Genomic DNA, 26,279 nt, shown 5'->3' on the forward strand with positions numbered 1-26,279 from the left:
AACGGAGATACAATGGCTACAAAAACAGTGAAGAAGAGCGCTGCAAAGAAGGCCCCGGCAAAGAAGACCGCTAAGGTCGCTGCCCCGAAGTATGGCTACTTTGATGACGCTGCAAAAGAATACGTGCTCACCACCCCGGCAACCCCGATCAAGTGGTGCAACTACGTCGGTACACTCAACTTCGGCGGTATCGTCGATACGACCGGCGGCACTCTCGTTTGCAAAGGCGACCCGGCTCTCAACCGTATCACCAAGTACATTGCACAGATGCCGTGCTCTGACTTCAAGGCCAGCACTATCTACATCCGTATCAAGGATGGCAAGAGCTACAAGATTTTCTCCCCGTTCTACGTTCCGACTCTCGTCAAGCTCGACAAGTGGGAATGCCACGTGGGTCTTTCCTACATGCGCTGGATTGCCGAAGTTTACGGCCTCCGCGTTCAGGTGACGATTTTTGTCCCGACGGGCTCCAACACTCTCCTCCAGGACATCCAGGTGACGAACATCGCCGGTGGTTCTAAGGAAGTGGACATCATCCCGGTTTATGAATTCAGCCACTTCGAAGCTGAAAAGCAGCTCACGAACGCCGACTGGGTTCCGCAGACCATGACCCTCAAGGGCCACTGGGAAAAGGACGGCCACGTTGTTTTGGAACAGTACGCTTACATGAAGCGTGACTACGCCGTGAACTACGTTACTGCTGACTGCAAGGTTGGTTCCTTCGATGGTGACCGCCGCGTATTCCTCGGCCAGAACGAAATGGGTTCCTGGGCAAATCCGCTCAGCCTCCAGAACAAGGAACTTGCTAACAGCGAATGCGACCGTGGCGACAACATTGCCGCTCTCATGATCCACGCTGGCAAGATCGCTGCCAAGAAGACTTTCCGTACCTGCACCCAGCTCGGTCAGGAACAGAGCCTCAAGGTTGCAGCCAAGGCTATCAAGAAGTACCGCGATCTCAAGAACGTGGACAAGGCTTTCGAAGAACTCGCAAAGTTCTGGGAAAACTACCTCTCCACGATCCAGGTCAAGACCCCGGATGCATCTTTTAACACGATGGTGAATGTGCACAACCCGCGTCAGTGCCACACCACCAAGAACTGGAGCCGCTACTTGTCCCTCTATCAGTTGGGCTACGGCACCAGCCGCGGTATCGGTTACCGTGACTCTACTCAGGACCTCATGGGCGTCATGAGCCACATGCCTGAAGAAGCTCTCGTTCTCACCAAGAACCTCATCTCCGTGCAGCGTCCGGAAGGTAACGCTATGCACCAGTACGCTCCGCTCGCCCTTGCTGAAGACACGGGTAACGAAGCTAACGCCGGTGACTCCCGCGAAAAGGCTGGCGTTCTCGACGCTAACGGCAATCCGGCATACGCTGACTGGTACGGCGATGACCACCTCTGGATCGTCCTCACTGTCGCTACCTACCTCAAGGAAACCGGCAAGATGGACCTCCTCAACGAAGAAATTCCGTTCTACGTTGCAGGCAAGAAGCATGCTGAACGTCCGAAGGGCACTGTTCTCGAACACTTGAAGCGCGCTCTCAAGTTCACTCGCGAACACCTCGGTCAGCACAACCTCCCGCTCCTCGGCTTTGCCGACTGGAACGACTGCATGAACCTCCCGCTCGGTGCAGAATCTACGTTCAACACTGCTTTGTACGCTAAGGCATTGCTCGAAATGATGGGCATTGAAGAAGCTCTCGGCGACAAGGAAGCCGTTGAAATGTACAAGGGCTGGTACGAAGATGTCAAGAAGGCATTCAACGACAGCGCTTGGGACGGCAAGTGGTGGACTCGTTGGTTCGACAAGGACGGCAACGGCTACGGTGTTTCCTCTGCCAAGTACGGCAAGATTTACTGCAACGGCCAGTCCTGGCCGGTCATCGCTGGCATCGCTTTCGGCGACCGCGCAGTGCAGGGCATGGACAGCTTGAACAAGCTTCTCAACACCAAGTACGGTGTGAAGAGCTCTACTCCGGGTTACCGTGGCTTTGAACCGGCTGTCGGTGGCATCTCCACCTATCCTCCTGGAGCAAAGGAAAACGGCGGTATCTTCCTCCACACGAACCCGTGGGTGATGATTGCCGAAACGATCCTCGGCCGTGGCGACAACGCATTCCAGTATTATAACCAGATCAACCCGGCTTCCAAGAATGGCATCCTCGACGTGTTCGAATCTGAACCGTACTGCTATCCGCAGAACATCCTCGGTGACGAACACAAGCAGTTCGGTATGGGCCGTAACGCATGGCTCTCCGGTACTTCTACTTGGACTTACCAGGCAGCAACGCAGTTCATCCTCGGTATCCGCGCAAGCTTCAACGGTCTCGTTGTCGATCCTTGCATCCCGAGCGCATGGGCTGGCTTCGAAGCTACCCGTAAGTTCCGCGGTGCTACTTACCAGATCACGGTGAAGAACCCGGATCACGTCTGCAAGGGCGTTGCAAAGATGGTTGTTGACGGTCAGGAAATCGATTCCAACGTCGCTCCGATCTTTACGAAGGGTGTGCACAAGGTCGAAGTCACTTTGGGTTAAGAAACACATATAGCCGTCGCGATAGTTCGTCAATCTCGCCCTCACGTAGGAAACTACGCTACGGGCGATCTTTCCTGCTCTCGCTAGGCTCTCTGTGTTTCTTGAATGAGAAGATTCGTTCTAATCCAAATTCGAAATGTTAGGTCTGCTTCAAACGAGGCAGACTTTTTTTGCTCTCTGTATTTCTTGAATGAGGATGTCATGCCCGCCATCGAGCGGGCTCCTCCTTCTCGGAGAATCTTGAACATTTCAAAAGCGCCAGTCTCTTACGAGGCTGGTGTTTTTTATACAAAAATTCCCGTTGTGTTCGCAATGGAATTTTGAATTTATACTTAAAGGCGTTTTATCCTGAAATTCGCATATAAACGCAAAGTACACGACTTACGGTATAACCGGATTTGAGAAGCGATTTAAGCATGGGAACCACGTTGATGGTACAAATTAGATTGCTATCATCAAATTTACCCTTCCAGCTTTTGGGCGAGCCGTTATCGAATACGTCCCTGATCATGGAATCGTAATAGGGAAGGTACTTGACGGAGATGACGTCTTTCAAAGATTGATTGACGACTTCGTCCGTTTTGGCAAAGCCAGAATCTGTGGCGAACGCGTTGTTGCAGCCGAGAATGGTGAAGTTGCGGTCGACCCAGAAAATACCGATGTTTGGGAAGTTGAAAAGTGAATTTATCAAAGATTCCTCGACGCCGCTTTTCATGAGGAACGGAATTTCTGGGGATGTTTCAACACGGCGGGCAGACCCCATCATCACAATGCGGTCTTCATCATCGGGGGCGAGGTGGCCACGGAAGTCGTACCACACGAGGTTCTTTTCACTGTTCCAGCAACGAATCTTGAGCGTGCCGAAGCGGGCGTTTTCATTGGCGAGGCGGTTGAGCTGGCTTTGTTCATCGAGCAAGTGCCCTTTGTCATCATAAGCGGCTTCGCCACCGGCCTTCATCATGCATTCGTTCATCACGCGTTCAAGCAACTTGAAATCGTCTTCTGGCATGAGCGATTCGATATCGACAACGCCGCCAGAGCGAGGAACGTCGCGGTAGTCATCGTCCATCATCGGTGTGAGCAAAAAGAGCTGTCGGCTTTCGAAATCGAATTTCCACAGGAAATCGCCGGTATTGCGGAGCAAGGACTTGAGCTTTGTTTCGGCTTCGTCTAGGCGGTGCTGGTTTTCGACGGTGTTCGAAATATTCTTAATCAAGCAGATATAACGAGATTCGTCCATCGAAAGACGCTGGTGCTGGCATCGCATTTCAAACCAGAGCGTAGTACCATCATCGCGCTTGTACGAGAACATAAACGGCATTTCAGGGTGCTTGTCAATGTCATCGAAGTAAAGCTTAAGGCGAGCCCAGTCCTTTGGTGGAAGAATGTCTCGGAACAAGCGGTCCTTGCTCAAGTTGTCAAAGAGCGGGTCCGACATGAACTGCGGCAGAGAACTGATAAATTCAAACTTGTCGGAAAGTACGACGATGAACTCACCGAGGTTGCCCGCGAAAAGCGTATAAAGCTTTTGCCTTTTCCAGTAGTCGAGCAACAGCAAAATGGTGACAATTAATAATAGCAAGAGTACGGTGCAGACATAGCACCAACCCACAGACCAGTCAATCGAGTTCATCATACGTTTATAAGATAATCAATTTTACAGGGGTGGGACAATAGAGCAAAGAAAAAAGCCTGCCACGATGGCAGGCTTGCAATTTAAAAGTCTGTGTTGAAATGGCGATGCCGCAACAGAGTGCGGCATGACATCTGTACACGCTTTCGTCTCTCGTCTGTAGCCCGCTAATGCGGGCGTTCTTTCGTCTTATTCTGCGAAGTATTCCTTGGCCTTGGCGATGACGTCTTCGACCTTGACCATGGTGAACTGCTTTTCGTTGCGGAACTTCCATTCGACTTCGCCGTTTGCGAGGCCCTTCTTGCCGATGGCGATGCGCACCGGAGAACCCCAGAGGTCGGCGTCCTTGAACTTCACGCCCGGACGTTCGTCGCGGTCGTCCACGAGCACGTCGATGCCGGCGGCTTCAAGTTCCTTTTCGAACTTTTCAGCGAGTTCCATGAGTTCGGCTTCCTTGCCGATGGGGACGATTTCCACCTGGAACGGAGCGATGGACTTGGGCCAGATCGGTCCGAAGTCATCGTGGCTGTTTTCCACGACGGATGCCATCAAGCGACCCACGCCAATGCCGTAGCAGCCCATGATGGCCGGAGCGGTCGTCTTTTCGGCGGTGAGGAACTTGGCGCCCATGGATTCTGAGAACTTGGTGCCGAGCTTGAAGATGTTGCCCATTTCGATGCCGCGAGTTTCGGTGAGGAGTTCGCCGCAGCAGGGGCACTTGCAAACTTCGGAAGCTTCTGCGATGTCCGCCACTTCGAACTTCGGGAAGTCGCGCTTCGGGTTGCAATGCTTGAAGTGATAGCCTTCTTCGTTTGCGCCGGTGACGAGGTCGAAGGAATCAGCGATAGCTTCATCGACAATGATGCGCGTGTCGTGAGCGTTAATCGGGGAAGCAAAGCCCGGAACCATGCCGCAAGATTTGATGAGGCTGTCTTCAGCCGGATAGAGTTCCTTGGCCTTCAAGAGGTTGTGGAGCTTGATTTCGGAAACATCGAGGTTGCCCGGAACCACAACCGTGATGAGCTTGCCTTCGAAGTCGAAGAACACGCACTTGGCGGTCGATTCGGCAGGCACGTTCAGGAACTTGGTGAGTTCGTCGATGCTTTCGCTGTTCGGCGTAGCGACCTTTTCGAGAGCTGCATTTTCGTCGCCCTTGAACGGCACACGCTGGAACTTGGCGATTTCGCGATTGGCCTGGTAGCCGCACTTCTTGCAAAGGATCAAGTAGTCTTCGCCGTTCGGAGTATCCAGCATGAATTCGTGAGCGACCTTGCCGCCCATGATACCCGTATCGCTCTGCACCACCACCGGTTCAATGCCCACGCGACGGTAGATGCGGAGGTAGGCGTCGTATTCTTCCTGGTAGTGACGGTCGAGGTCTTCCTGGCTGGTGTGGAAACTGTAAGCATCCTTCATCAAGAATTCGCGGACGCGGATAAGACCGCCACGGGCACGGGCTTCGTCACGGTACTTGGTCTTGAACTGGTAGAGCATCACCGGCAGCTGCTTGTAGCTGTTGAGCACGTAGCGCACGAGGTCGGTCATGGCTTCTTCGTGCGTCATGGCGAGCACCATGTTGTGGTTGTTGCGATCCTTGAAGCGGAGGAGTTCTTCGCCAATAGCCTGGTAACGGCCCGATTCGCTCCAGAGTTCAGCGGTCTGCACCACCGGGAGATCCACTTCGATACCGCCAATCTTGTTCATTTCTTCGCGGATGATGTTTACGATCTTCTGGATGACGCGGTAACCGATCGGCATCATGGAATAGATACCGGTAGAAACAGGCTTGATATAGCCGCCGCGCATGAGGAAGATGTGGGAGGGCATGGTGGCATCGCTCGGCGTTTCGCGGAGCGTGACGTAAAAGTACTTGGAGAGTTTCATTGTTTTTGCCTTTTAAAATTTTTTACGGCGTAAATGTAGAAAATAGACGACAAATGCGTAAGTCGAGTGCCGAAACAATACTTGTATTGTTATGGCCGAGGCTAGCATTTGGCACATGAACGAAGTGAATGTGCAAAGGCGAGAGACGAAAGATTATTAATCTTTATGGGATTTTTTTTATTTTGCTATCATGGAATTTTTAGACAGATTGCGGGAAAAAGCCGCAGTTCAAAAACTTGAAAAGTTTATCCCGGCTGTAGCATTTTTGGGTGGATTTAGCTGGGACTCGATGACTATCGGGAGTAAGGTCTATGGGAGCGATTTGATTTTCTTGTCGTTCTATTATTTGCTTGCTTTAGTTTCGATATTTTTTATTGCCTCAAAAAGTGTTGTCAAAGATGAAAATCAAATTGATGTAGAATCATCTTTTTTTAGCAGAGTCTTGAATCACGAATGGGATTCGTCTTGGATTGATCGATTGACCTGGGCTGTGCAATTTTGCTTTGGTAACCTTTATAGTGCGCTTGTCATTTGCTATTTCAAAAGCTCCGGTTCTATTGCAGCGTTTATCATCGTATTAATCCTAGTTGCGCTCCTAGTTGGAAATGAATTCTTGAAAAAGAAATATGAAAAATTTGGCGTAAGCCTTGCGTTCTTTTGCCTGCTTGGAACGATGTTCTTTAATTTTTTAATTCCGCATTTGGTTCATGGGATGGGGGCTTTCTGGTTCTTTTTAAGTACGTTTGTTTCTGCTGCAATCTGTTATTTACTTTGGTTTAAATCGGAACGCCATAAGCGAGTCTTGATTGCTCCTGTCGCTATAAGCGTCTTGCTTTCTATTGCCTATATCGTCAATTGGATTCCGCCTGTTCCGCTAGTTCTGAAACAGCAAATTGTCTGCAAGAACTTTGATAACGAAACATACTCGTGTGATGCTGATCGGCTCAATTTTTGGCAACGGAATGGCTTTAGTCAGGCGACTATCCATAAAGATGAAGGGGACGAAATTTATTTTATGTCGTCGGTCTATGGCCCGGCAGAGCTCAAGGCCCCTGTTGAATTCCGATGGTACTACAAAGAACCTTCTACGGGAAAATTTAAGTTGACGGATAAGATTTCGTCGAGTCGAATGGTCATTCGTGGAGGGCGAGATGCTGGGTATCGCAGCTATTCCAAAAAGAAAAATATCCCAACAGGGGATTATCGTGTAGAAACAGCATATAAAGATGGGGCTGTTATCGGTTCGACTTCATTTAAAGTGCTTGAAGGAATGCCTAAAAAAGGTTTTGTCCGTGATTCCCTACGCTAAAAATATGTATATTAAAGCGCGATAATAGGAATGGGTGCATTCCTAAAGATTTTTTGACTTAGGAGTCTAAAAAAATGAAACTGAAAAAGATTGCTCTTGGTGCAGCCGCTCTTGCTTTGGTTGCATGCGGTGAAGCCCAGAAACCGATTGCTAAGGTTGCTGCTGTTACGCCGAACTCTACAGATGACGAAAAGTTTGCCTACATGCTTGGTGCTCAGTTCGGTCTTCAGAATTTTACGAATCTTCCGTGGCAGACGGGTCATGGCATTGATGAAGATGTTACGGTTCAGGGTTTCCGCGATGCTTTGGCAAACTTGAACGATTCTACGGCTAAGCTCCAGCTTCCGCAGGATTCCATTGCTGCTGTTAGCAGACGTGTTCAGCAATCTATGCGTGAACGTTATTTCAAAACCCAGCCGGATACCGCTGTTGTTAAGGGTATGAACGACGAGCAAATCCGTGCTTATGTGGATTCTCTCCGCAAGGCTTTGCCGGTTGAAGCCGCTCCGGCAGTCAAGAACGAAAAGGTCATGCTCCAGGCAAATGCTTCTGAACAGCAGAAGTTCTCCTATGTTGTCGGTGCTCAGTTCGGTAACCAGTTCTTTAGCATTGGCCGCCAGTTCCAGACTCAATTTGATGCGGAATATTTTGTTCTCGGTCTTCGCGATGCTGGCAAGAAGCATCGTGATTCGACGGTAACGTTGGTTCTCTCGGATGATTCTCTTAAGGCTGTGGGTGATCGCTTTACAGAAAAATTGAAGACAATCCGTGAAGAAATGAATAAGAAGCAGCAGGAAGAAGAAGAAAAGCTCAAAGCAGAAGTCGCATCTCTCCGTGGTGACACGCTTGCCAATGGTATGCCGGCCAAGATGAATTTCAAGGTGAAGGCTTCTGGCGTTACGGTCAAGGGCGAAGACTTGAGTGCTTATGCAGGTAAGCCGCTCCTCATGTTCTACTTCTCCGCTACTTGTGGTCACTGCGCACACGCCGCTCCGCAGATTCTCGAAATTGCAAAGGAATTTGCTCCGAAGGGTCTTACCACAGTTGCTATCGCTAGCGGTGGAAACAATAAGCCGGGTATTCGTCGCTTTATCGACGATGCCAAGTTTGACGAAACGATCAGCGTTATGTGGGATGAATCCCGCCAGTTCGGTGAACTTTATAGCGATGGCTACGTTCCAAAGGTCTATCTCGTGAACCCGGATGGCTCGTACAAGCAGTACGCTGCATTCGAACGCGAAAAGGATGACTTGAAGAAGGAAATTGCTGAACTTCTCCAAGGCAAGAACGTCGAATGGAAGATCGAAGTCAAGAAGCCGGCTGCTGATTCTGCAAAGGTCGAACCGAAGCAGGAAGTAAAGAAAGACGCTAAGGCAAAGGCCAAGAAGTAATCTTTGGTCTCGGCATTCAGTCATTCCCGCCTGAGCCTGTGCTGCCTGTACTGAGCAATGTCGAAGTGTTCGCAGTCGAAGTAAGCGGGAATCCTCTGAACTTTCTGTGCTTGGCTCGCTCGACACTTGTCATTCCCGCCTCCGAGCGGGAATCCCCTTACACAGTCTTGTTAAAACGCATCTCGTAAACGCGGGATGTGTTCTTTTTTGTAGTGCGTTTTTTCTATAGCCGTATTGATTCATATTTTTTAAATTTGGCGCATGATTATCGCAGAATTTGATGTTGTCGTCGTCGGTGGCGGTCACGCCGGTATTGAAGCCACGCATGCCGCATGGAAGATTGGTGTCAAAACCGCCATGCTCACGATGGATTTGAACGCAATTGGTAGAATGTCGTGCAACCCTGCTGTGGGTGGCGTTGCTAAAGGTCAAATTGTTCGCGATATCGATGCTCTCGGTGGTCTCATGGGGCTTTTGACTGACAAGGCGGGCATCCAGTTCCGCATGCTCAACATGAGCAAGGGCCCCGCTGTCTGGGGACCGCGTGCGCAATGCGATATGAAGTATTACAGCGAAGTTGCCCGCGAGACAATGGAAAGCTTGCCGGGACTCACGCTGATTCAAGGCGAACTTGCATCGTTTGAACGCATGAACGACGGCCGCTTGGAACTCACGCTTTTAAACGGCGACCGCTATATCACTCGTGCGATTGTGGTGACGAGCGGAACGTTCCTTGCCTCCAAGATGTTCACCGGGCTTGAAACGAGCATCGGTGGGCGAGTGGGAGAACCGAGTGCAGACAAACTTTCGGAATGCCTTGCGAAAAACGGCATCCGCTTGCGCCGCCTTAAAACAGGTACGCCAAGCCGTTTGGATCCAGATTCTATCGACTTTAACGAATGCGACGTGCAGCACGGCGACGAGCACCCGTGGCCGATGAGCGACCGCCATTTTGACGGTGCAACTCCCGACAAGTTCTGGGGTGACCAAATTAACAAGTTTATACGCAACGATTGCGTCTGCTGGATTACGCGCACAAACATCAAGACGCATGATATTCTGCGCAGTGGCTTTAAGGATAGCCCGATGTTCAGCGGCCGTATCCACGGCAAGGGCCCGCGCTACTGCCCGAGTATCGAAGATAAAATCAACCGTTTCGGCGACCGCGACGGGCACCAGCTGTTCCTCGAACCGGAACAGGCTGACATCGGACGTGTGTACATCAACGGTTTCAGTTCGAGCTTGCCGGCAGACATCCAGCTTGCTGCCATCCACACGATTCCGGGCCTTACCCGCGCGAAAGTGCTCCAAATCGGTTACGCTGTGGAATACGATTCCGTTGATGCCACGCAACTTTACCCGACGTTCGAATGCAAGAATGTTCCTGGACTCTATTTTGCAGGTCAGGTCTGCGGCACAAGCGGTTACGAAGAAGCCGCCGGTCAGGGCCTTATGGCTGGTATCAACGCTGCACTCAAGGTCAAGGGCGAGGAACCGTTCATTCTCGGGCGCTCCGAAAGCTATCTCGGCGTGATGGTCGATGACCTCGTGAACATTTTGCTCGATGAACCGTATCGCATGTTTACGAGCCGTGCGGAATACCGTCTGTTCCTCCGCAGCGACAATGCCGAAATGCGCCTCAAGGAAAAAGCCCGCAAGATTGGAATGATCAGCGACCGCGATTGGGAAGACTGGACTCGCCGCCGCGACCTCATGGCAAGTCTCAAGACGCAATTTACGGAAACATCTGCAACGCCGGAAGAAGCAAATACGATTCTTGAAGCGGGCGGTCAGGCTCTCGCCTCCGAACGTACCCGCTGGATCAACGTGCTCCGCCGTCCGGGAATCGACCCCGAAACCTTCTTCAAGGTGGCTGCACCGGATGCAAAAATCACGCGCCGTGACCAGTGGTACATGTACGCCGAAGAACTCTATGCCGGTTTCTTCGATCGCCAGGAACGCGAAATTGACGACCAGAAGAAGATGGAAAAGGTCAAGCTCTCGCCGGACTTCGATTACATGTCCATTACGGCCATCAGCATCGAAAGCCGCCAGCGCCTCAACGCCCACAAACCGCTAACGCTTGGGCAAGCTAGCCGCGTGCCTGGTGTGCGCCCCGCCGACATCACAGTCCTCGCGCATTGGATTGAATCTAGAACCTAGTCAATAGTCATTGGTCAATAGTTGATGATGCCTCAAAAGGTACGGCAATTTGGCTAACGACTACTGACTAATAACTAAGGACCATAGCGTGTTCACTTGCAATTTCATAGTTTTTTACTATCTTTGCGCCCGTCAACTTAAACAATTTTCCAAGAGGTATATATATGGCAGAAGAAGCAGAAGTCAAATCCACAGAAGAAGTTAAGCCTCAGGAAACAAAATCCCAAGAAAAATCTCAAGTAAAGAAGGCTCCGTCCAAGAAAAAGCGCCCGTTCAACGGCAAGCGCAAGGGTGGTGCTCCTGCTGCTGCAAAGAAGCCGGCTGTCTTTAGTGATTCCCTGGAAGATCGTTTCCCCAACCTTGCCGCAAAGCTCAAGAAGTCCATCGAAGATGGTATCAAGCAGAAGATCAAGGACGCTCAGAACGATCCGAAGGTCAAGGCCGCCTCTAAGAAATTTGCTAAGGATAAGTAATCTTACTTCTCAAAATCTTTTGAAAATGCTCCGCACTGCGGGGCATTTTTGCTTTTAGAAAAAGCGTGGCAAAGCCCCAAGTTAGTTGCCAAATACATCTCCAATAGTTAATTTTATGGCGCTTACGGGAGCTCGTAAAACGGGCTGAGAGGAAGTTGAAAACTTCGACCGAACCTGATTTGGATAATGCCAACGTAGGGAGGTTCCATTGAACTCAAATCCAGTCAAAATCAACGGTGAAAACGTCGCGGCAGCAGGCATGACCATTGCCGAATATTTGGCGTCCGCAAATTACGATACAAAGCGCATCGCCGTTGAGCGCAATTTGGAAATCGTCCCCAAATCAAAGTATGCTGAGGTCGTCCTCGAAGCGGGGGATGTCGTCGAAGTTGTGAACTTTGTTGGAGGCGGGTGATGGAAAGCGTTCGAATCCCGAGCAGGGAAGAGTTCCGACGCGCACTCGTACAAAAGCAAGGCGAAGATATCGTTCAAAAACTGGAACAGGCCTCAGTTGTCATCTGTGGTGTTGGTGGACTTGGCTCTAATGTTGCCATCAATCTCGCTCGCGCGGGCATCAAGAAGCTCATTCTCGTGGATTTTGACCGTATTGACGTGACGAACTTGCAACGCCAGCAGTACAAGGCATCTCAAATCGGAGAACCCAAAGCGCTTGCTCTCGTTGAAAATTTGAAAGAAATTGCACCGTACACAGAACTCGAAGTGTACGATGAAAAAATCACGGAAGAAAACATCGACAAGTTCGTAGCAAATGCCGATGTTGTATGTGAAGCGTTCGATAATCCCGAAACAAAGTCGATGCTTGTAAACGCTGTGCTTGAAAAGTATCCGCAAAAGTATCTCGTGGCAGCTTCTGGAATGGCTGGCACGGATGATGCGAATTCCATCAGAACGCGTAAGATTTCAAAACATTTTTACCTCTGTGGCGATGGCAAGAGCGACGTTACTCAAGGACTTGCGCTCCTCGCTCCACGCGTGCAGATTTGCGCAGCGCATGAGGCGCTCACGATTATCCGGATTATTGCCGGTCTAGAAGTTTAACATAAAGGACATGCAAATGAATTCTGACAAACTTGTTATTGGCGGTCATGAATTTGATTCTCGTTTTATTCTCGGTTCTGGAAAGTATTCCCTCAAACTCATTGAAGCTGCGGTCAAGGATGCGGGCGCTCAGATTGTAACGCTTGCCGTTCGCCGTGCAAACACGAAGGAACACGAAAACATCCTCGACTACATTCCGAAAAACGTCACGCTTTTGCCGAACACGTCGGGCGCTCGCAATGCCGAAGAAGCTGTCCGCATTGCAAGACTCTCCCGTGAACTCGGTTGCGGCGACTTCGTGAAAATCGAAATCATGCGCGATACCAAGTATTTGCTCCCGGACAATGCCGAAACCATCAAGGCTACCGAAACGCTTGCAAAGGAAGGCTTTGTGGTGATGCCGTACATGTACCCGGATTTGAACGTGGCTCGCGACCTCTTGAATGCGGGTGCTGCCGCCGTAATGCCTCTTGCATCGCCGATTGGTTCGAACAAGGGCCTTTGCACGAGAGACTTTATCCAGATTTTGATTGACGAAATCGAACTCCCGATTATCGTGGATGCGGGTATTGGCAAACCGTCTGAAGCTTGTGCCGCCATGGAAATGGGCGCAGCCGCCATTATGGCTAACACCGCTCTTGCAACAGCGGGCGACATTACGCAGATGGCTTCTGCATTCAAACTTGCTATTGAAGCGGGCCGCAAGGCTTATCTCGCCGGGCTTGGCCGTGTGCTTTCTCGTGGGGCATCTGCCTCTGATCCGCTTACAGGATTCTTGAGGGATTAAAATGGCCGAACGCAAAGACAACAATTACTTTTTTGATTCTGGAAATCTTTCGCCGGCGGCTCTAGAACGCAAGCACAGAATTGAAACAGATCCGTCTGTCCGTACGGACATCATGGAATACTTGCCGGGAATGGAAGTGATTCACTCCGACATCCGCGACAAGGTTCTCGATGCATTTGAAAGCTATGATGCTTCCAAGTACACCGCACGCGATGTGCAGTTTGCCTTGCAGCACGACACTTGCTCTATCGAAGATTTCAAGGCTTTGCTTTCTCCTGCAGCAGCGCCGTTCCTCGAACAGATGGCGGCCAAGGCGAAGATTGAGACGGGTCGCCATTTCGGCAACAACGTCTATCTCTTTACGCCGCTCTATATTGCAAACTACTGCGAAAACTACTGCGTCTATTGCGGATTCAACTGCTACAATCACATTAAGCGTATGCAGTTGAACATGGAACAGATTGAGCACGAGATGAAGGTCATCGCCGACAGTGGCATGGAAGAAGTCCTGTTGCTCACCGGCGAAAGCCGCGCTAAAAGCAGTGTCGAATACATCGGTGAGGCTTGCAAGCTTGCCCGCAAGTACTTCAAGCTCGTAGGCGTCGAAGTCTACCCGGTGAATGTCGACGAATACAAGTACTTACACGAATGTGGCGTTGATTATGTGACGGTGTTCCAAGAAACCTACGACCGCAAACGTTATGAACAACTTCATTTGCTCGGTCACAAACGCGTATTCCCGTACCGCTTTGATTCTCAGGAACGCGCCCTCATGGGTGGCATGCGTGGTTGCGGATTCTCGGCACTTCTTGGACTTTCGGACTTCCGCCGTGACGCACTCGCAAGTGCTCTGCATGTTTACTACTTGCAAAAGAAGTACCCGCATGCCGAAATGAGCCTCAGCTGCCCGCGTTTACGCCCGATTGTGAACAACGAAAAAATCAGTCCGCTTGACGTTCACGAAAAGGAACTCTGCCAGGTGCTTTGCGCCTACCGCATTTTCCTTCCGTTCGTGGGTATCACTGTTTCGAGCCGCGAAAGCAAGGAATTCCGCAATGGCATCGTAAAAATCGCCGCCACGAAAATTTCCGCAGGCGTCTCTACCGGCATAGGCGACCACGAAAGCAAATACAGTGGTCACGACGATGGGGAAGGCGGCGACGAACAGTTCGAAATCAATGACGGCCGCAGCATCGACAAGATGTACGCCGACATGAGCAGCGAAGGCATGCAGCCCGTGCTGAACGACTACTTGTATGTTTAGGCTTTAGGTTGTAGGTCTTAGGAATTAGGACTATGATCGCGGCTTTGCCGCAGTTACTAGAAAACGCCTCGGAAAAATCCGGGGCGTTTCGTTATTTCTGGCAAATTATTATTTCTTCTTACGACAACCTCTATTACCGTAAGTAGAGAAGCATGTTCCATTATCAGAACGGTAGGCGCTTTCCCAATCGGCTTTATTTGGAAGTAAGAATACTTCGACGGAATAAGGATCGTCAGGATCGGTCCAACGAACATTCATTGTATAACGTGTGTTATCCTCATACTTTCCGATATTTAAAGCTCTACTCTGGAACAGTTTCTTTTTCGGAGCCGTACGGTAGTCCGATTTATTTTCGGCGTTTTTGTATTCTTTCGAAGTGTAAGTATCTCCGCTAGATTTCCACGAATTACCGCTAAGTCTTGCGGCGATGATGTCTGCAACGCCATCAAAGTTTGCGGTTTTCAAAGCCGAATAGAATGTTCCGTCTGTACCGACCATTTCGCAAATGTTATATGTGTTGTTTGCGTTCCAATGTTTACCCTGTACGTTGATTGAAAGGTCGCTACGCAACTCAATCACAAACAACGCTGCACCTCCATTTGATGATAACCCGTTTTGCAGTTTGCTTATAAAACTATTTCGGGTTGAATCATTTTGAGATTGTACAGGAGAGTAGTTTGACATGGCTTCACTATCTTCAATGAGCGCTATGTTGATAGCGTTTCTGAGGTCATAAAGCTTCATCAGGTCGATTTTTTCACGTGCTTTTTCACCGAACCCGAAAAGCTTTGGCATCGCTACGGAGGAAAGAACGCCCATAATAGCGATAACCACCATAAGCTCCATAAGGGTAATACCCCTCTTTGAATTTATAGTATTCATAATATCGCTCCATATAGTTTAATTGGGTTTTGTAACCCTTATAATGGAAATCTATATATTGCAATTTTGAATTGACATATTTCTATGATAAAAAAGTAATAAACGTGAGAAAGCGCACAAATATAAAGCTTCAAGATGTTCTATTCCAAACTAGAGCAATTTTTTCTACCTTTAAAAACATGAAAAATCTTGATACAACGCTCTACTTCATTACCGATAGCACTAGTGTGCCTTCTGAACGTTTTTTGCCAACTGTTGAAGCCGCTTGCAAAGGTGGAGCGACGCTCATTCAACTTCGTGAAAAAAATCGCTCGACTCGTGAATATATGGAACTTGCAACTGCAACTCACGAAATTACCAAGCGTTATAATGTCCCGCTGATTATCGATGACCGCGTTGATGTGGCTCTTGCTATTGATGCAGATGGTGTACACGTGGGGCAAACAGACATGCCTGTGAAAATCGCACGTCAGTTGATGGGTGCAGATAAAATAATTGGCGCGACGACGAAGACTGTTCCTCAGGCTTTGGAGGCTTACGAACAGGGGGCCGATTATCTTGGTGTTGGGGCTATCTACCCGACAACGACTAAAGTTGTCACTATCCTCACGAGTGTCGATACGCTCAAAGCTATCGTGAAGGCGGTGCCGATTAAGGTGAATGCCATTGGCGGGCTCAATAAGGACAATATCGATGTGCTTAAGGGTTCTGGCATTTCAGGAATTTGTGCCGTTTCTGCTATCATGAAATCCGCAGACCCGGAAAAAGCAACACGAGAATTGAAGCAAGCGTTTTTGAATTTGAATAAATAACTATCTTTCATTCCGATGAAAAAGAATTTAAAGAATACTTTGTCGTTTGTGGTCGATGTGGGTAACTCGCACACCGTTCTTGGAATTTACAAGGGCGACAAAGTTGTAGATCATTGGAGGCTTACAACCCGCAAGGAAACAACTTCGGACGAAGTGATGAATCGTGTGGGTGGCCTTATCCATCTTTCAAAAATCAAACTTGAAGCTGTAACGCATGTTGGCCTTTCGACGGTTGTGCCGTCTTTGGAACGCCCGTGGGTCAAGGCTTTGCAGACGCTTTTAAAACGCCCGGTGCAGGTGGTGAGTTCATCAAACTGCCTCAATTGCCCGATTGCTTACCCGAACCCGAGTTCGCTTGGTGCAGACCGTCTTTGCAATGTGATTGCGCTTAAGGAACGCGGCTACAACGATGCAATTGTTATTGACATGGGTACCGCAACGACTTTTGATGTCATGAAGGATGGCGGCTTTGCTGGTGGTATCATCATTCCTGGCATTAGTGCTAGTCTCGATGTGCTTACGCAAAAAGCGGCTCGTCTTTTGCCGGTAAGTATCGAATGGCCCAAGCATTTAATTGCGAACAATACCGATGATGCTATCCGCGCGGGTCTTCTGTTTGGCTTTATGGCTGAACTGGAAACGCTTGTTGCTAAAATCAAACAGGAAATGGGTAAGAAAGACGTTCCTGTTTTTGCAACAGGTGGCTGGGGCCGCACAATTGCAAGCCATACCAAAATCATAGACACTTACGATCCGTATCTGACGCTTGACGGTATTCGTTTGGTGGCTCTTCGCGGAGATTCCGCGGCAGAAGTCATCGACAAAGACGCCGAAGAATAATTGAACTCGGAGGGGAAAATGAAAGCTATTTTCACAAGCCTTATTTTAGCAACGATGGTTTTTGCCGAAACCGGTCGTTCTCCTGTAATCAGTTCTGAACGCACTCGTAACCTGCGCGGGCTCGATTATGCTCCGATGCTTTTTGAGTATCATAGACAGACTGTAGACGATGGCCGCCACTTCTTTATTTATCCACGTCGCGATACAACGTTCCAGAAGGATTTTTACAAGAATCATGGAAATGCGATGGCGTTTTTTGAAAGTGATAGCGCGTCTTCGCACAAGTTCGCTATTGCGGTAAGCCCGATTCTCGGTATTGACTACAAGTCGTCTTCGGCACTTGGCGATACGATTTGGCCGGCGATTGATGGTGGGCTTTTCATCCGCGGCTTTGCTGATTCTCTTGACTTTGACCTCGATGCACGAATCTATTCTGAAGGGCATGCCGCCAAGAAGCCCAAGAGTTACGACCACGAAGTTTTTGACGTGCAGTCCAAGGATCGTGGCGATGGAGGAATTGACTATGTGAGCTTTGCGCGTTACCGTGCGCACTTGGCTCTAAACTACGCATGGGCAAGACTCCAACTCGCTCGCGATGTTTTACATTGGGGCCCAGGCTACTACAACAACCTCTCGCTGAACCAGTTTGCGCTCCCGTACAACATGCTTTCGCTCGACCTTACATTTGGTCCGTTACGTATTTATAGTGTGTATGCGGATCTTCGTGTGAATTCCTGGAGCTATAGCAAAGACAACCTGAACGATCGCAATCTTTATGCTCACCGTTATGAGCTAGCTCTCAAAAATGTGACCTTTGGTATTTCTGAACTTCAGATTCTTTACAACGAAAATAAACCTTGGCTTTTTGTTCCGGTAGCTCCGCTTTTCATTGAGAAGGGGAATTATTCCGAACGCGTAAACAACGGTGCCTTGGCGGTGGATTTTAATGTGCAGCTCTTCAAGCTGGCTCGTGTCTATGGTGAATTCTTCTTGGATGACATGGAATCACCTTATGCTGTTTATCAAAATCGTTACAGCAATAACCGCTGGGCCGCAATGCTTGGCTTTCAGGTGGCTCATGACATGGAAGTAAATGGTAAACTTTTACAGCTCGGAACTATCGCAGAAATTGCGCGTGTTGAACCTTATACCTATTGCCATTACGACACGGCTCAGGCTCAGATGGCGCACCTTGGACTCCCGCTAGGGAATCCGAATGGTCCGAACTCGCTTGCCATTGACTGGACTCTTTACAGCCGCCTCTTCTGGAACCATTCAGCAAGTATCTTCTTTGGTTTGCACAACAAGTGGCTTTGGAAAGGTATTGATCGAGGTAGCGATATCAATGACCCGTATAAGACCGTTCGCAAAAAATTTACCGATAAAGCTCCGCTCCAATACACAATTGCTCCGTCTGTAAACTATAGTGGATATCATGCTTCTTATGAATTAGAGCTCATTTTAGGCGAAATAAAGGCCATTTTTGTACGTACTACCTTGTTTTGGTAGTCTTTTGTAACTATCTTATAACATAAGAAACCGTTTTTTAAGACTTTTCTGAACTAAAAAAGTAGGGCTTGGCTATGTCCAAATTGATGGGATTGTTCACTAGTTTTAGGATTCGCAAACGTGTATTGGCGTTGGCGGATGCTTTTATTGTTGTTGTTGCTGGTTTATTTGCAAATTACCTACTCCCATTATATGCAGAACCGATTGGACGTGCTGACCTTTTTGCCATTTTCTTTTTGTGTGTCATTATGTGCTTTAGTGGGCTTCTCTTTTTTGGAGCTTACAATAAGCTGTGGCGTTATCTTAACCGCTATGACTTTTTTAGTTGCTGTAAAGGCGTTTTTGTAGGCCTTGTCGTAACTTATTTTTTCTTCTATTTGGTTCAGGGGAAGCTCTATTGGGAATTTGGCCTTGTCCAAGCTTTGATGGCGAGTTTTGGCGTGTGTCTTTTCCGCTACATGTTCCGTAATGCTTTTATTTCGATTATTAACACGGGTCACCGTGAAGCGATGAAAAAGCGCACCATGATTATCGGTGCCGGTAATGCGACTAAGCTTTTGCTCGATGAAATCAAGAACAGCACCAAGGATGCGGAAAAGGGGCTTTCTACTTCGGAAGCTGCAAAAATCAATCCTGTTTGCCTCATTGATGATGACCGCTTTAAAATCGGGAAACCGTTCGAAGGGGTTCTTGTTGCAGGCTCGACAAGTGACATTCCTAAAATTGCAAAGCAAGAAAATATTGAGCAGATTCTTTTTTCGATTCCGAGTTGCCCTCCCAAAGACCGTCAAGTCATCATGGACTTGTGTGGTAAGACCGGACTTCCGGTGAAGGTTCTTCCGTTTGTTGGTACTCTTTTGGATTCTTCCAATGTTGGCGATGGCTCGACTAATTTTGCAACGCAAATCCGTGATATCAAGGTCGAAGACTTGCTTGGCCGTGATCCTATCAAGTTCGATAACAAGGACATCCGTGCCTATATCGAAAACAAAGTTTGTATGGTGACTGGCGGTGGTGGTAGTATCGGTAGTGAACTTGTTCGTCAGATTGCAAAGTATAATCCTAAACAAATTATCATTGTCGATATTTACGAAAATAACGCTTACGATATCCAGCAAGAACTGGTGATGGAATACGGAAAGTCTTTGAACCTTGTGACTCTTATCGCAAGTGTCCGTGACTATTTCCGTATGAACCAAATATTCAAGACCTACAATCCGGAAGTGATTTTCCATGCCGCCGCTCATAAGCATGTACCGCTGATGGAAAATAATCCGATGGAAGCCATTAAGAACAACGTTATTGGTACGTTTAACGTTGCAACACTTGCCATGTTCAACAATGTGAAAAAGTTTGTGATGATCAGTACCGACAAGGCGGTGAACCCGACAAATGTCATGGGAGCTTCCAAGCGCTGCTGCGAAATGATTGTCCGCTTTATGTCCATGCAGAAGGATAGCAATACGGAATTTGTTGTGACCCGCTTTGGCAATGTGCTTGGTTCAAATGGTAGCGTGATTCCACTCTTCAAACGCCAGATTGAACAGGGCAAGCCTGTGACGGTTACACACCCGGAAATCATTCGTTACTTCATGACGATTCCTGAAGCTGTGAGCCTTGTGCTCGAAGCGGCTAGTATCGCTCATGGTGGTGAAATCTTTGTGCTCGATATGGGCATGCCGGTAAAGATTGTGACGCTTGCAGAAAACTTGATCCGTATGTATGGAAAGGTTCCGTACAAGGATGTTCCGATCAAGTTCACGGGGCTCCGTCCTGGGGAAAAGATTAAGGAAGAGCTCCTGATGAATGAAGAAGGCTTGAAGAAGACTAAGAACAAGCTTATCTTCATTGGCAAGCAAATCGATATTGATACTTCTAAGTTCATCAACGAATTGTGGAAGCTTAAGAGCGCGGCTTCAGAAAACGATGTTGAAATCGCTATCCGCGCTTTGCACGAAATTGTCCCGACGTTCACGACTCCTGAAAAGTTCAACAGTGCAATTTTAAAGAAGTCTGAACCCGTGGAACAAAAGTCTTAACAACAACGACAAACTCAAAAGAAGGATAAAATATGAAAAAGATCATCACTCTAGGTTTGTTATCTAGTACTCTAGCTTTTGCACAGGCTGGAATGCTGGGTGGCTCGGAGGGCTTGCATGAAATCAATGCAAAGACCCTTGGTCAGTGGCAAGTCAACCTCGGTGCAAGCGGAAATCTTACGTTTGGCTCCTGGGGTTTGTCTCGTGGCGGTATCTATGAAGTAAAGGGGAAGAGGTACGCATTTAATGATGCTGATGCTTCTCTTTCAGGCAACGTCTTTGTAGAAGTCGGTGTCCTGGATTTTATTGATGTCGGTATGTCACTTCCGCTTTATTATGAACATGCCAATTCCAAGTGGGGTGGAATGGCAAATATGTGGACGACTAGCCGCGGTGACTTGGATGTCTTTGCAAAGATCGGTCTCCCGTTTGCATCGGCTGGCGTCTATAGCATGGCCTTGATGCTTGACCTCTATGTTCCGACGGGTGAAGAAAGCGCCGGTGTGCGTCCCCGCCATGCCTGGTATTTGGATGGTAGCAGCTATACGCATCCATTTACTGCTGATAGGTGGGCTTTTGCTGCGGGTCTCGCATTCACGTTCGACTTCAATAAGGTCGGTGCTCCGATTGTGTGGAACTTGGCGGCAAGCTATGTTTCTCCGGCTAGCTATAACTTGACTCAGACGCTCGTCTATAGCACGGGCTTGAACTGGAACGCCACTTCCTGGATGACTCCGTTTGTGGAATTCTCTGGCGAAATGCGCTTGCAGGATAACGGTCGTTACTCTTTCGACCCGCTTGTTGACCCGATGCTCATCACTCCGGGGTTCCGTTTCCACCTCCCATATGATATTGATTTTGCTTTTGGCGTGGACTTTGCTGCCCGTTTCTTCCAGAGCGGTTTCGATCACCATGCTGATATCAAGTATGGTAAGGATCATACCATCTACTATCAGGGCCAGAGAGGTGTCAAGGCCAAGTATGGCTATACCGGCGTTCCGCTTATTTCCGGTTCTGCCCTCTTGAGCTTCAAGTTTGATGCTGCTGGTAAGCCGGTGGATTCCGATGGCGATGGCATCCCGGATAGTGAAGACAAGTGCGCTCGTACCGAAGCCAGCGTAAAGGTCGATGCTGAAGGTTGCCCGATTGATGATGCAAAACTTGCTCGTGAAAGAGCTATTGCTGACTCTCTCGCCCGTGTTGATACAGACAACGACGGTATTCCTAATATAAGCGACAAGTGCCCGAATACGGCTGCCGGTATTTCTGTGGATTCTACGGGTTGCATGCTTGACTTTGATAAGGATGGCGTTGCTGACAACCTTGACAAGTGCCCGAATACTCCGGCCGGCATTCCTGTGGATTCTACGGGTTGCCCGATGGACTTTGACAAGGATGGCGTTGCCGATTACCTCGACAAGTGCCCGAACACCCAACGCGGTGCTGAAGTTGGCCCGAACGGCTGCATGCTTGATAGCGATAAGGATGGCATCGCAGACTTTAAGGATAAGTGCCCGGGTACTCCGGCTGGCCATGCTGTAGACTCTACGGGTTGCTTGCCGGACTTCGATAAGGATGGTGTTGCCGATATTATCGACAAGTGCCCGAATACACTTCCGGGTGTCCGTGTTGATGGTGAAGGCTGCCCGATCAATAAGAAGGAAGACCTTGATCAGCTTAAGAAGGGTATTCAGTTTAAGACGGGTTCTGCAAAGCTCACCAAGAACAGCTATAGCACTCTTAACGACATTGCCGATCTTATGAACAAGATTCCGGAAGCAAACCTCGAAGTTCAGGGCCATACTGATAACAAGGGCTCTGATGCTAAGAATCAGAAGCTCTCTGAATCTCGTGCTCAGGCTGTTGTCGCTTATCTCGAAAAGCGCGGTGTGAATAGCAACCGCTTGCGTGCTGTGGGTTATGGTCCGTCCAAGCCGATCGCCGATAACGGTGATGCCGCTGGCCGTGCCCAAAACCGTCGCGTGGAACTCGTTCCTTTTGCAAAGTAATGAGTAATTTGGTAAGTTAGACAAAGTAAAAGCTATCCAACATAAATGGTTGGGTAGCTTTTTTATAAATCAGCTTGTTTATGAAAAAACTAAGTTGAATGTCAGCGAAAAATAAACTAATATTTCCCATAATTCAAATGCTTTTTGGATGGCTTTAATGACTCGATTTGAAAATAAGGTTTGGCTTAGCAGCCCGACGATGCATGGCGATGAAATCAAGTACGTGACCGAAGCGTACGAAACCAACTGGATGAGTACCGTTGGTAAAAACATCAATGAAGTTGAACGTCTTGTTGCCGAAAAGGTTGGCTGTAAGTATGCTGTTGCTCTTAGCGCAGGTACTGCCGCGCTCCACCTTTGCACCAAACTTGCTGGTGAAGCCCTTTATGGAATGTCCAAGACGGGCGAGGGGTCTTTACGCGGACACAAGGTCTTTTGTAGTGACATGACCTTTGATGCGACTGTCAATCCTGTTGCATACGAAAATGGTGAAGCCGTTTTTATTGATACGGAGCGAGAGACCTGGAATATGGATCCTGTGGCTCTGGAAAAAGCTTTTGAAATTTATCCCGATGTTCGCCTTGTGGTCGTGGCTCATTTGTACGGCACACCGGGCAAGGTAGATGAACTCCGTTCTGTTTGCAAAAAGCATGGCGCACTGATGATCGAGGATGCCGCAGAAAGTTTTGGCGCTACATATAAAGGCGTACAAACCGGCATGTTTGGCGATTATAGCGCTATCAGCTTTAATGGAAATAAGATTATTACTGGTTCAAGTGGTGGCATGTTCCTTACGGATAGCAAGGATGATGCAGACAAAGTTCGCAAGTGGAGTACGCAATCCCGTGAAGCAGCCTCTTGGTACCAGCATGAAGAAGTTGGCTACAATTACCGCATGAGCAATGTGATTGCAGGTGTTGTGCGTGGACAGATGCCTTATCTTGAAGAGCATATTGCCCAGAAAAAGGCTATTTACGAACGTTACCGTGAGGGGCTTCGTGGGCTTCCTGTGCAGATGAATCCGTTTGACGAAAAGAATAGCGAACCGAACTATTGGCTGAGTTGCCTGATTATTGACAAGGACGCCATGTGCAAACAGGTCCGCGGTGAAACGGATTGTCTTTATATTCATGAAAAGGGCAAGAGCTGCCCGACTGAAATCCTCGAAAAGATTGCTGAGATTAATGCCGAAGGACGCCCCATCTGGAAGCCGATGCATATGCAGCCGATTTACCGCATGAATCCGTTTATCACGGTTCAAGGCAACGGCCGTGCTCGTACGAATGCTTATATTGCAGGTGGATGCGAAGACGTTGGTGCTGATATTTTTGAACGTGGCCTTTGCTTGCCGAGTGACAACAAGATGACACCCGAACAGCAGGACATTATTATTCAAACAATTCGTAATTGCTTTACTTAATTAGGATAACGTATGGCTGAAAAAGAAGAAAAAAAAGTTGTTAGCCAAGCTACAATTCAGTTGCCTCCAGACAACAATACAATTACGTTGCTTGAAGCAATGCAAATCCTTTGGGAAAAGAAATTCACGTTATTGCTGTTCATTCTGGTGGGCGGCCTTGTCGGATTTTCGATTGCAAACTGGCTACGTCCGCAGTACACTAGCGACATCTTGTTGCAAATCGACGCGAAGGGTGGTAACGCGACGAAGGCTATGGGTGAGATGGGCTCCATCCTTGATGTGGCAAGCCCGGCCGATGCTGAAATCGAGCTTATCAAGAGCCGCATGGTGTTGAGCTATGTCGTTGAAGCCGAACGCCTTTGCTTCAATGCAACGCCTGTTGGTGCCGTTGACCGCTTTACGCATAAAGAGGGGCGCATGGACTTGGATTCCCTCTATATTCCTACGCTCGCTCGTGCAGAAAAGTGGATGGCTAGAGCCCTCGATGAAAATACATACGAAGTCATTTCGCCTGAAGAACAGGTCATCTTGGAAGGTAAAGTCGGTGAATTGTACAAGGCTCCCTACGCTGGCGATACTCTCGATATTCATGTTTCAAAGATGCTTGCTCAGCCGGGGCAGGAATTTGTTCTTTCTCAATCGGGTTTGCTGGGGTCCATCGCTGCATTGAAGGCTGGACTTAAAGTTGCCGAAAAGGGTAAGAAGAGCGGTATCATCGAAGCAAGCTTCAATCATCGCTATCCTGATAGGGCTGCTTCTATTTTGAATACGGTGGCAAAGACTTACTTGCGCCAAAATGTTGAAATGCGTAGTGCCGAAGCCGCTAAGACTCTCGAATTCTTGGAAAAGCAGCTCCCTGGTGTGAAGGCTAAACTTGACAGTGTCGAAAAGATTTTAGCCGATTACCGTTACAGCATCGGGTCTGTGGACATGACGGGCGAAACGCACGCTCATTTGAACAAGGAAAGTGAAATCCAGAGACAAATTTTGGATTTGGAACAGCAGAAACAAGCTGCCATGCGTTTGTTTAAGGAAGAACATCCGAGCGTTCAGACGCTCATTCGTCAGCAGAATCGTTTGAGGGCTGAACTTGCCAAGTTGAAAAAAACGGCTGAAAAAATGCCTTTGACGCAACAGGAAGTCGCTCGTTTGAAGGAAGATGTGGCGGTCAATAATGAAATTTATACGACTATGTTGAATAACATTCAGCAGTTGCGTGTTGTGCGTGCTGGTGAAGTAGGCAATGTCCGTATAGTTGACTTCGCGCAGATTAACGGAGCTCCGAGCAAGCCGAAGAAAATGAACATCATTATCTGCTCTGTGGCTGCTTCGTTTATGCTTGGAGTACTCTTGGTATTCCTCTTGCGTATGATGCATAATGGTGTTCGCAGTGTTACGGAAATTGAACGTGAAACGAATACAAGCGTGCTTGCAAAGGTTCCTCAATATCCTGATACCGGCTTGAACTTGAAATTTAGAAAGACAAGAAAAACTCATGTCCAAACAGATCCTGATGATCCTCTTAGCGAATCGATTCGTTCGATTCTTACGGCGATTGATTTCTCTTTCAATATGAATAAGGAACATCAGGTGATTATGGTTTCTGGTATTACGCCTGGTGTCGGTAAGAGCTTTATCTCGACGAACCTCGCTGCTACTTTTGCGATGGTCGGTAAGAAGACCTTGTTTATTGATGCGGATATGAGAAAGGCCACGTGCCGCTTTACGAAGGTTGGACTTGTCGATGTTCTTATGGGTAAGGTTACTTTCGAAAACGCTAAAATCGCGAGTACAAACCTCCCGAATCTTGATATCTTGGAATCTGGCAAGTTTACGCTTTCTGCATTTGAACTATTGCGTGGTGACATGCTTAAGAAATTGATTGACGAAATTCGTCCGCAGTACGATGCAATTATTATTGATACTCCGCCGACGAATTTGGTGACTGATGCATACATGATTTGCCCGTTGATCGATTTTGCACTCGTTGTGTTGCATTATGGTCGCCATTCTATGGATTCTATTAAGGAATCCTTACATACCTTGGAACGCTATTGTGATAAGCCTAAAGCCTTTGTTTTGAACCATTGCGAACACAGACACGGTTACGGTTTCGGTTACGGTTACGGTTACGGTTACGGTTACGGTTACGGTTACTACGGTAGCAAATCTAAAAAGCATAAAAATTAGCAATATATCTTAGTAACGAGCAATGCTCGTGAAGTACAAGATCCCGCTTCACTAAGTGAAGCGGGATCTTTTTT

19 protein-coding genes and 1 riboswitch are annotated in these 26,279 nt (G+C 48.3%); of the genes, 16 read left to right on the forward strand and 3 right to left on the reverse strand.

Annotated elements, in window-relative coordinates; genetic code table 11:
- The first annotated feature begins 12 nt into the window (after positions 1–12).
- Complete coding sequence (locus B7991_RS03935) at positions 13–2,541, forward strand: glycosyl transferase (RefSeq protein ID WP_088629686.1); 2,529 nt, start codon at positions 13–15, stop codon at positions 2,539–2,541.
- A 343-nt stretch (positions 2,542–2,884) separates the two neighbouring features.
- Here B7991_RS03935 and B7991_RS03940 read toward each other — a convergent pair whose 3' ends face one another.
- Positions 2,885–4,177 carry a PAS domain-containing protein gene (locus B7991_RS03940; RefSeq protein WP_088629687.1) on the reverse strand — a complete coding sequence of 431 codons (1,293 nt, stop codon included), beginning with the start codon at positions 4,175–4,177 and terminating at the stop codon, positions 2,885–2,887.
- Positions 4,178–4,363: 186 nt separating this feature from the next.
- Positions 4,364–6,058, reverse strand: coding sequence for a proline--tRNA ligase (locus B7991_RS03945; RefSeq protein ID WP_088629688.1), 1,695 nt, complete (start codon positions 6,056–6,058; stop codon positions 4,364–4,366).
- Positions 6,059–6,248: 190 nt separating this feature from the next.
- On the opposite strand from B7991_RS03945, the gene B7991_RS03950 reads away from it, so the two are divergent.
- The 8 genes from B7991_RS03950 to thiH all read left to right on the forward strand — a co-directional run bounded on the left by B7991_RS03950 (position 6,249) and on the right by thiH (position 14,504).
- Complete coding sequence (locus B7991_RS03950) at positions 6,249–7,367, forward strand: DUF2914 domain-containing protein (protein WP_088629689.1); 1,119 nt, start codon at positions 6,249–6,251, stop codon at positions 7,365–7,367.
- Positions 7,368–7,441: 74 nt separating this feature from the next.
- The gene (locus B7991_RS03955; protein WP_088629690.1) at positions 7,442–8,758 is read left to right on the forward strand and encodes an FKBP-type peptidyl-prolyl cis-trans isomerase N-terminal domain-containing protein; all 1,317 of its coding nucleotides are present in this window, start codon (positions 7,442–7,444) and stop codon (positions 8,756–8,758) included.
- A gap of 261 nt (positions 8,759–9,019) precedes the next feature.
- On the forward strand, positions 9,020–10,921 hold the full coding sequence (gene mnmG, locus B7991_RS03960) for a tRNA uridine-5-carboxymethylaminomethyl(34) synthesis enzyme MnmG (protein WP_088629691.1): 1,902 nt from the start codon (positions 9,020–9,022) through the stop codon (positions 10,919–10,921).
- A gap of 164 nt (positions 10,922–11,085) precedes the next feature.
- Positions 11,086–11,394, forward strand: a complete 309-nt coding sequence (locus B7991_RS03965) for a hypothetical protein (RefSeq protein ID WP_014545014.1) — start codon at positions 11,086–11,088, stop codon at positions 11,392–11,394.
- 113 nt (positions 11,395–11,507) lie between these two features.
- Positions 11,508–11,612, forward strand: a riboswitch (TPP riboswitch).
- The gene (gene thiS / locus B7991_RS03970; RefSeq protein WP_014545015.1) at positions 11,603–11,809 is read left to right on the forward strand and encodes a sulfur carrier protein ThiS; all 207 of its coding nucleotides are present in this window, start codon (positions 11,603–11,605) and stop codon (positions 11,807–11,809) included. It overlaps the preceding riboswitch by 10 nt.
- Positions 11,809–12,453 carry a thiamine biosynthesis protein ThiF gene (gene thiF / locus B7991_RS03975; RefSeq protein WP_088629692.1) on the forward strand — a complete coding sequence of 215 codons (645 nt, stop codon included), beginning with the start codon at positions 11,809–11,811 and terminating at the stop codon, positions 12,451–12,453. Before thiS ends, thiF begins: the two co-directional genes overlap by 1 nt.
- A gap of 16 nt (positions 12,454–12,469) precedes the next feature.
- Positions 12,470–13,240, forward strand: coding sequence for a thiazole synthase (locus B7991_RS03980; RefSeq protein ID WP_088629693.1), 771 nt, complete (start codon positions 12,470–12,472; stop codon positions 13,238–13,240).
- 1 nt (position 13,241) lies between these two features.
- Positions 13,242–14,504: a 2-iminoacetate synthase ThiH gene (gene thiH / locus B7991_RS03985; RefSeq protein ID WP_074208471.1), complete on the forward strand. Its 1,263-nt coding sequence runs from the start codon at positions 13,242–13,244 to the stop codon at positions 14,502–14,504.
- Positions 14,505–14,612: 108 nt separating this feature from the next.
- Here the strand turns inward: thiH and B7991_RS03990 are convergent, their stop codons facing one another.
- On the reverse strand, positions 14,613–15,386 hold the full coding sequence (locus B7991_RS03990; RefSeq protein ID WP_088629694.1) for a type II secretion system protein: 774 nt from the start codon (positions 15,384–15,386) through the stop codon (positions 14,613–14,615).
- Between the two features lie 179 nt (positions 15,387–15,565).
- On the opposite strand from B7991_RS03990, the gene thiE reads away from it, so the two are divergent.
- The 7 genes from thiE (at position 15,566) to B7991_RS04025 (ending at position 26,205) form a co-directional block, all read left to right on the forward strand.
- A complete protein-coding gene (thiE, locus tag B7991_RS03995; RefSeq protein WP_088629695.1) occupies positions 15,566–16,198 on the forward strand; it encodes a thiamine phosphate synthase in 633 nt (210 codons plus the stop codon).
- Positions 16,199–16,213: 15 nt separating this feature from the next.
- Complete coding sequence (locus tag B7991_RS04000; RefSeq protein ID WP_088629696.1) at positions 16,214–17,038, forward strand: type III pantothenate kinase; 825 nt, start codon at positions 16,214–16,216, stop codon at positions 17,036–17,038.
- 18 nt (positions 17,039–17,056) lie between these two features.
- Positions 17,057–18,547 (forward strand): hypothetical protein, encoded by a 1,491-nt coding sequence (locus B7991_RS04005; RefSeq protein WP_088629697.1) that lies wholly within the window; start codon positions 17,057–17,059, stop codon positions 18,545–18,547.
- 74 nt (positions 18,548–18,621) lie between these two features.
- On the forward strand, positions 18,622–20,586 hold the full coding sequence (locus B7991_RS04010; RefSeq protein WP_254917835.1) for a nucleoside-diphosphate sugar epimerase/dehydratase: 1,965 nt from the start codon (positions 18,622–18,624) through the stop codon (positions 20,584–20,586).
- 32 nt (positions 20,587–20,618) lie between these two features.
- On the forward strand, positions 20,619–22,595 hold the full coding sequence (locus B7991_RS04015; RefSeq protein ID WP_088629698.1) for an OmpA family protein: 1,977 nt from the start codon (positions 20,619–20,621) through the stop codon (positions 22,593–22,595).
- Positions 22,596–22,752: 157 nt separating this feature from the next.
- Entirely contained in the window at positions 22,753–24,015 is a 1,263-nt protein-coding gene (locus B7991_RS04020) for a DegT/DnrJ/EryC1/StrS aminotransferase family protein (protein ID WP_088629699.1), read from the forward strand.
- A 12-nt stretch (positions 24,016–24,027) separates the two neighbouring features.
- Positions 24,028–26,205, forward strand: coding sequence for a polysaccharide biosynthesis tyrosine autokinase (locus tag B7991_RS04025; protein ID WP_088629700.1), 2,178 nt, complete (start codon positions 24,028–24,030; stop codon positions 26,203–26,205).
- Positions 26,206–26,279 lie beyond the last annotated feature (74 nt).

The organism is Fibrobacter sp. UWB3, from assembly GCF_002210405.1.
In the GTDB taxonomy this organism is placed as follows: domain Bacteria; phylum Fibrobacterota; class Fibrobacteria; order Fibrobacterales; family Fibrobacteraceae; genus Fibrobacter.

What these genes read in the sequence shown, in the direction of transcription:
- B7991_RS04000 (WP_088629696.1), top strand. Translation starts at nt 16,214, where the DNA reads ATGAAAAAGAATTTAAAGAATACTTTGTCGTTTGTGGTCGATGTGGGT.
- B7991_RS03965 (WP_014545014.1), top strand. Translation starts at nt 11,086, where the DNA reads ATGGCAGAAGAAGCAGAAGTCAAATCCACAGAAGAAGTTAAGCCTCAG.
- B7991_RS04025 (WP_088629700.1), top strand. Translation starts at nt 24,028, where the DNA reads ATGGCTGAAAAAGAAGAAAAAAAAGTTGTTAGCCAAGCTACAATTCAG.
- B7991_RS03980 (WP_088629693.1), top strand. Translation starts at nt 12,470, where the DNA reads ATGAATTCTGACAAACTTGTTATTGGCGGTCATGAATTTGATTCTCGT.
- thiF (WP_088629692.1), top strand. Translation starts at nt 11,809, where the DNA reads ATGGAAAGCGTTCGAATCCCGAGCAGGGAAGAGTTCCGACGCGCACTC.
- B7991_RS03990 (WP_088629694.1), bottom strand. Translation starts at nt 15,386, where the DNA reads ATGAATACTATAAATTCAAAGAGGGGTATTACCCTTATGGAGCTTATG.
- mnmG (WP_088629691.1), top strand. Translation starts at nt 9,020, where the DNA reads ATGATTATCGCAGAATTTGATGTTGTCGTCGTCGGTGGCGGTCACGCC.
- B7991_RS03935 (WP_088629686.1), top strand. Translation starts at nt 13, where the DNA reads ATGGCTACAAAAACAGTGAAGAAGAGCGCTGCAAAGAAGGCCCCGGCA.
- thiE (WP_088629695.1), top strand. Translation starts at nt 15,566, where the DNA reads ATGAAAAATCTTGATACAACGCTCTACTTCATTACCGATAGCACTAGT.
- B7991_RS04020 (WP_088629699.1), top strand. Translation starts at nt 22,753, where the DNA reads ATGACTCGATTTGAAAATAAGGTTTGGCTTAGCAGCCCGACGATGCAT.
- B7991_RS03940 (WP_088629687.1), bottom strand. Translation starts at nt 4,177, where the DNA reads ATGATGAACTCGATTGACTGGTCTGTGGGTTGGTGCTATGTCTGCACC.
- B7991_RS03945 (WP_088629688.1), bottom strand. Translation starts at nt 6,058, where the DNA reads ATGAAACTCTCCAAGTACTTTTACGTCACGCTCCGCGAAACGCCGAGC.
- B7991_RS03955 (WP_088629690.1), top strand. Translation starts at nt 7,442, where the DNA reads ATGAAACTGAAAAAGATTGCTCTTGGTGCAGCCGCTCTTGCTTTGGTT.
- thiH (WP_074208471.1), top strand. Translation starts at nt 13,242, where the DNA reads ATGGCCGAACGCAAAGACAACAATTACTTTTTTGATTCTGGAAATCTT.
- B7991_RS04010 (WP_254917835.1), top strand. Translation starts at nt 18,622, where the DNA reads ATGTCCAAATTGATGGGATTGTTCACTAGTTTTAGGATTCGCAAACGT.
- B7991_RS03950 (WP_088629689.1), top strand. Translation starts at nt 6,249, where the DNA reads ATGGAATTTTTAGACAGATTGCGGGAAAAAGCCGCAGTTCAAAAACTT.
- B7991_RS04015 (WP_088629698.1), top strand. Translation starts at nt 20,619, where the DNA reads ATGAAAAAGATCATCACTCTAGGTTTGTTATCTAGTACTCTAGCTTTT.
- B7991_RS04005 (WP_088629697.1), top strand. Translation starts at nt 17,057, where the DNA reads ATGAAAGCTATTTTCACAAGCCTTATTTTAGCAACGATGGTTTTTGCC.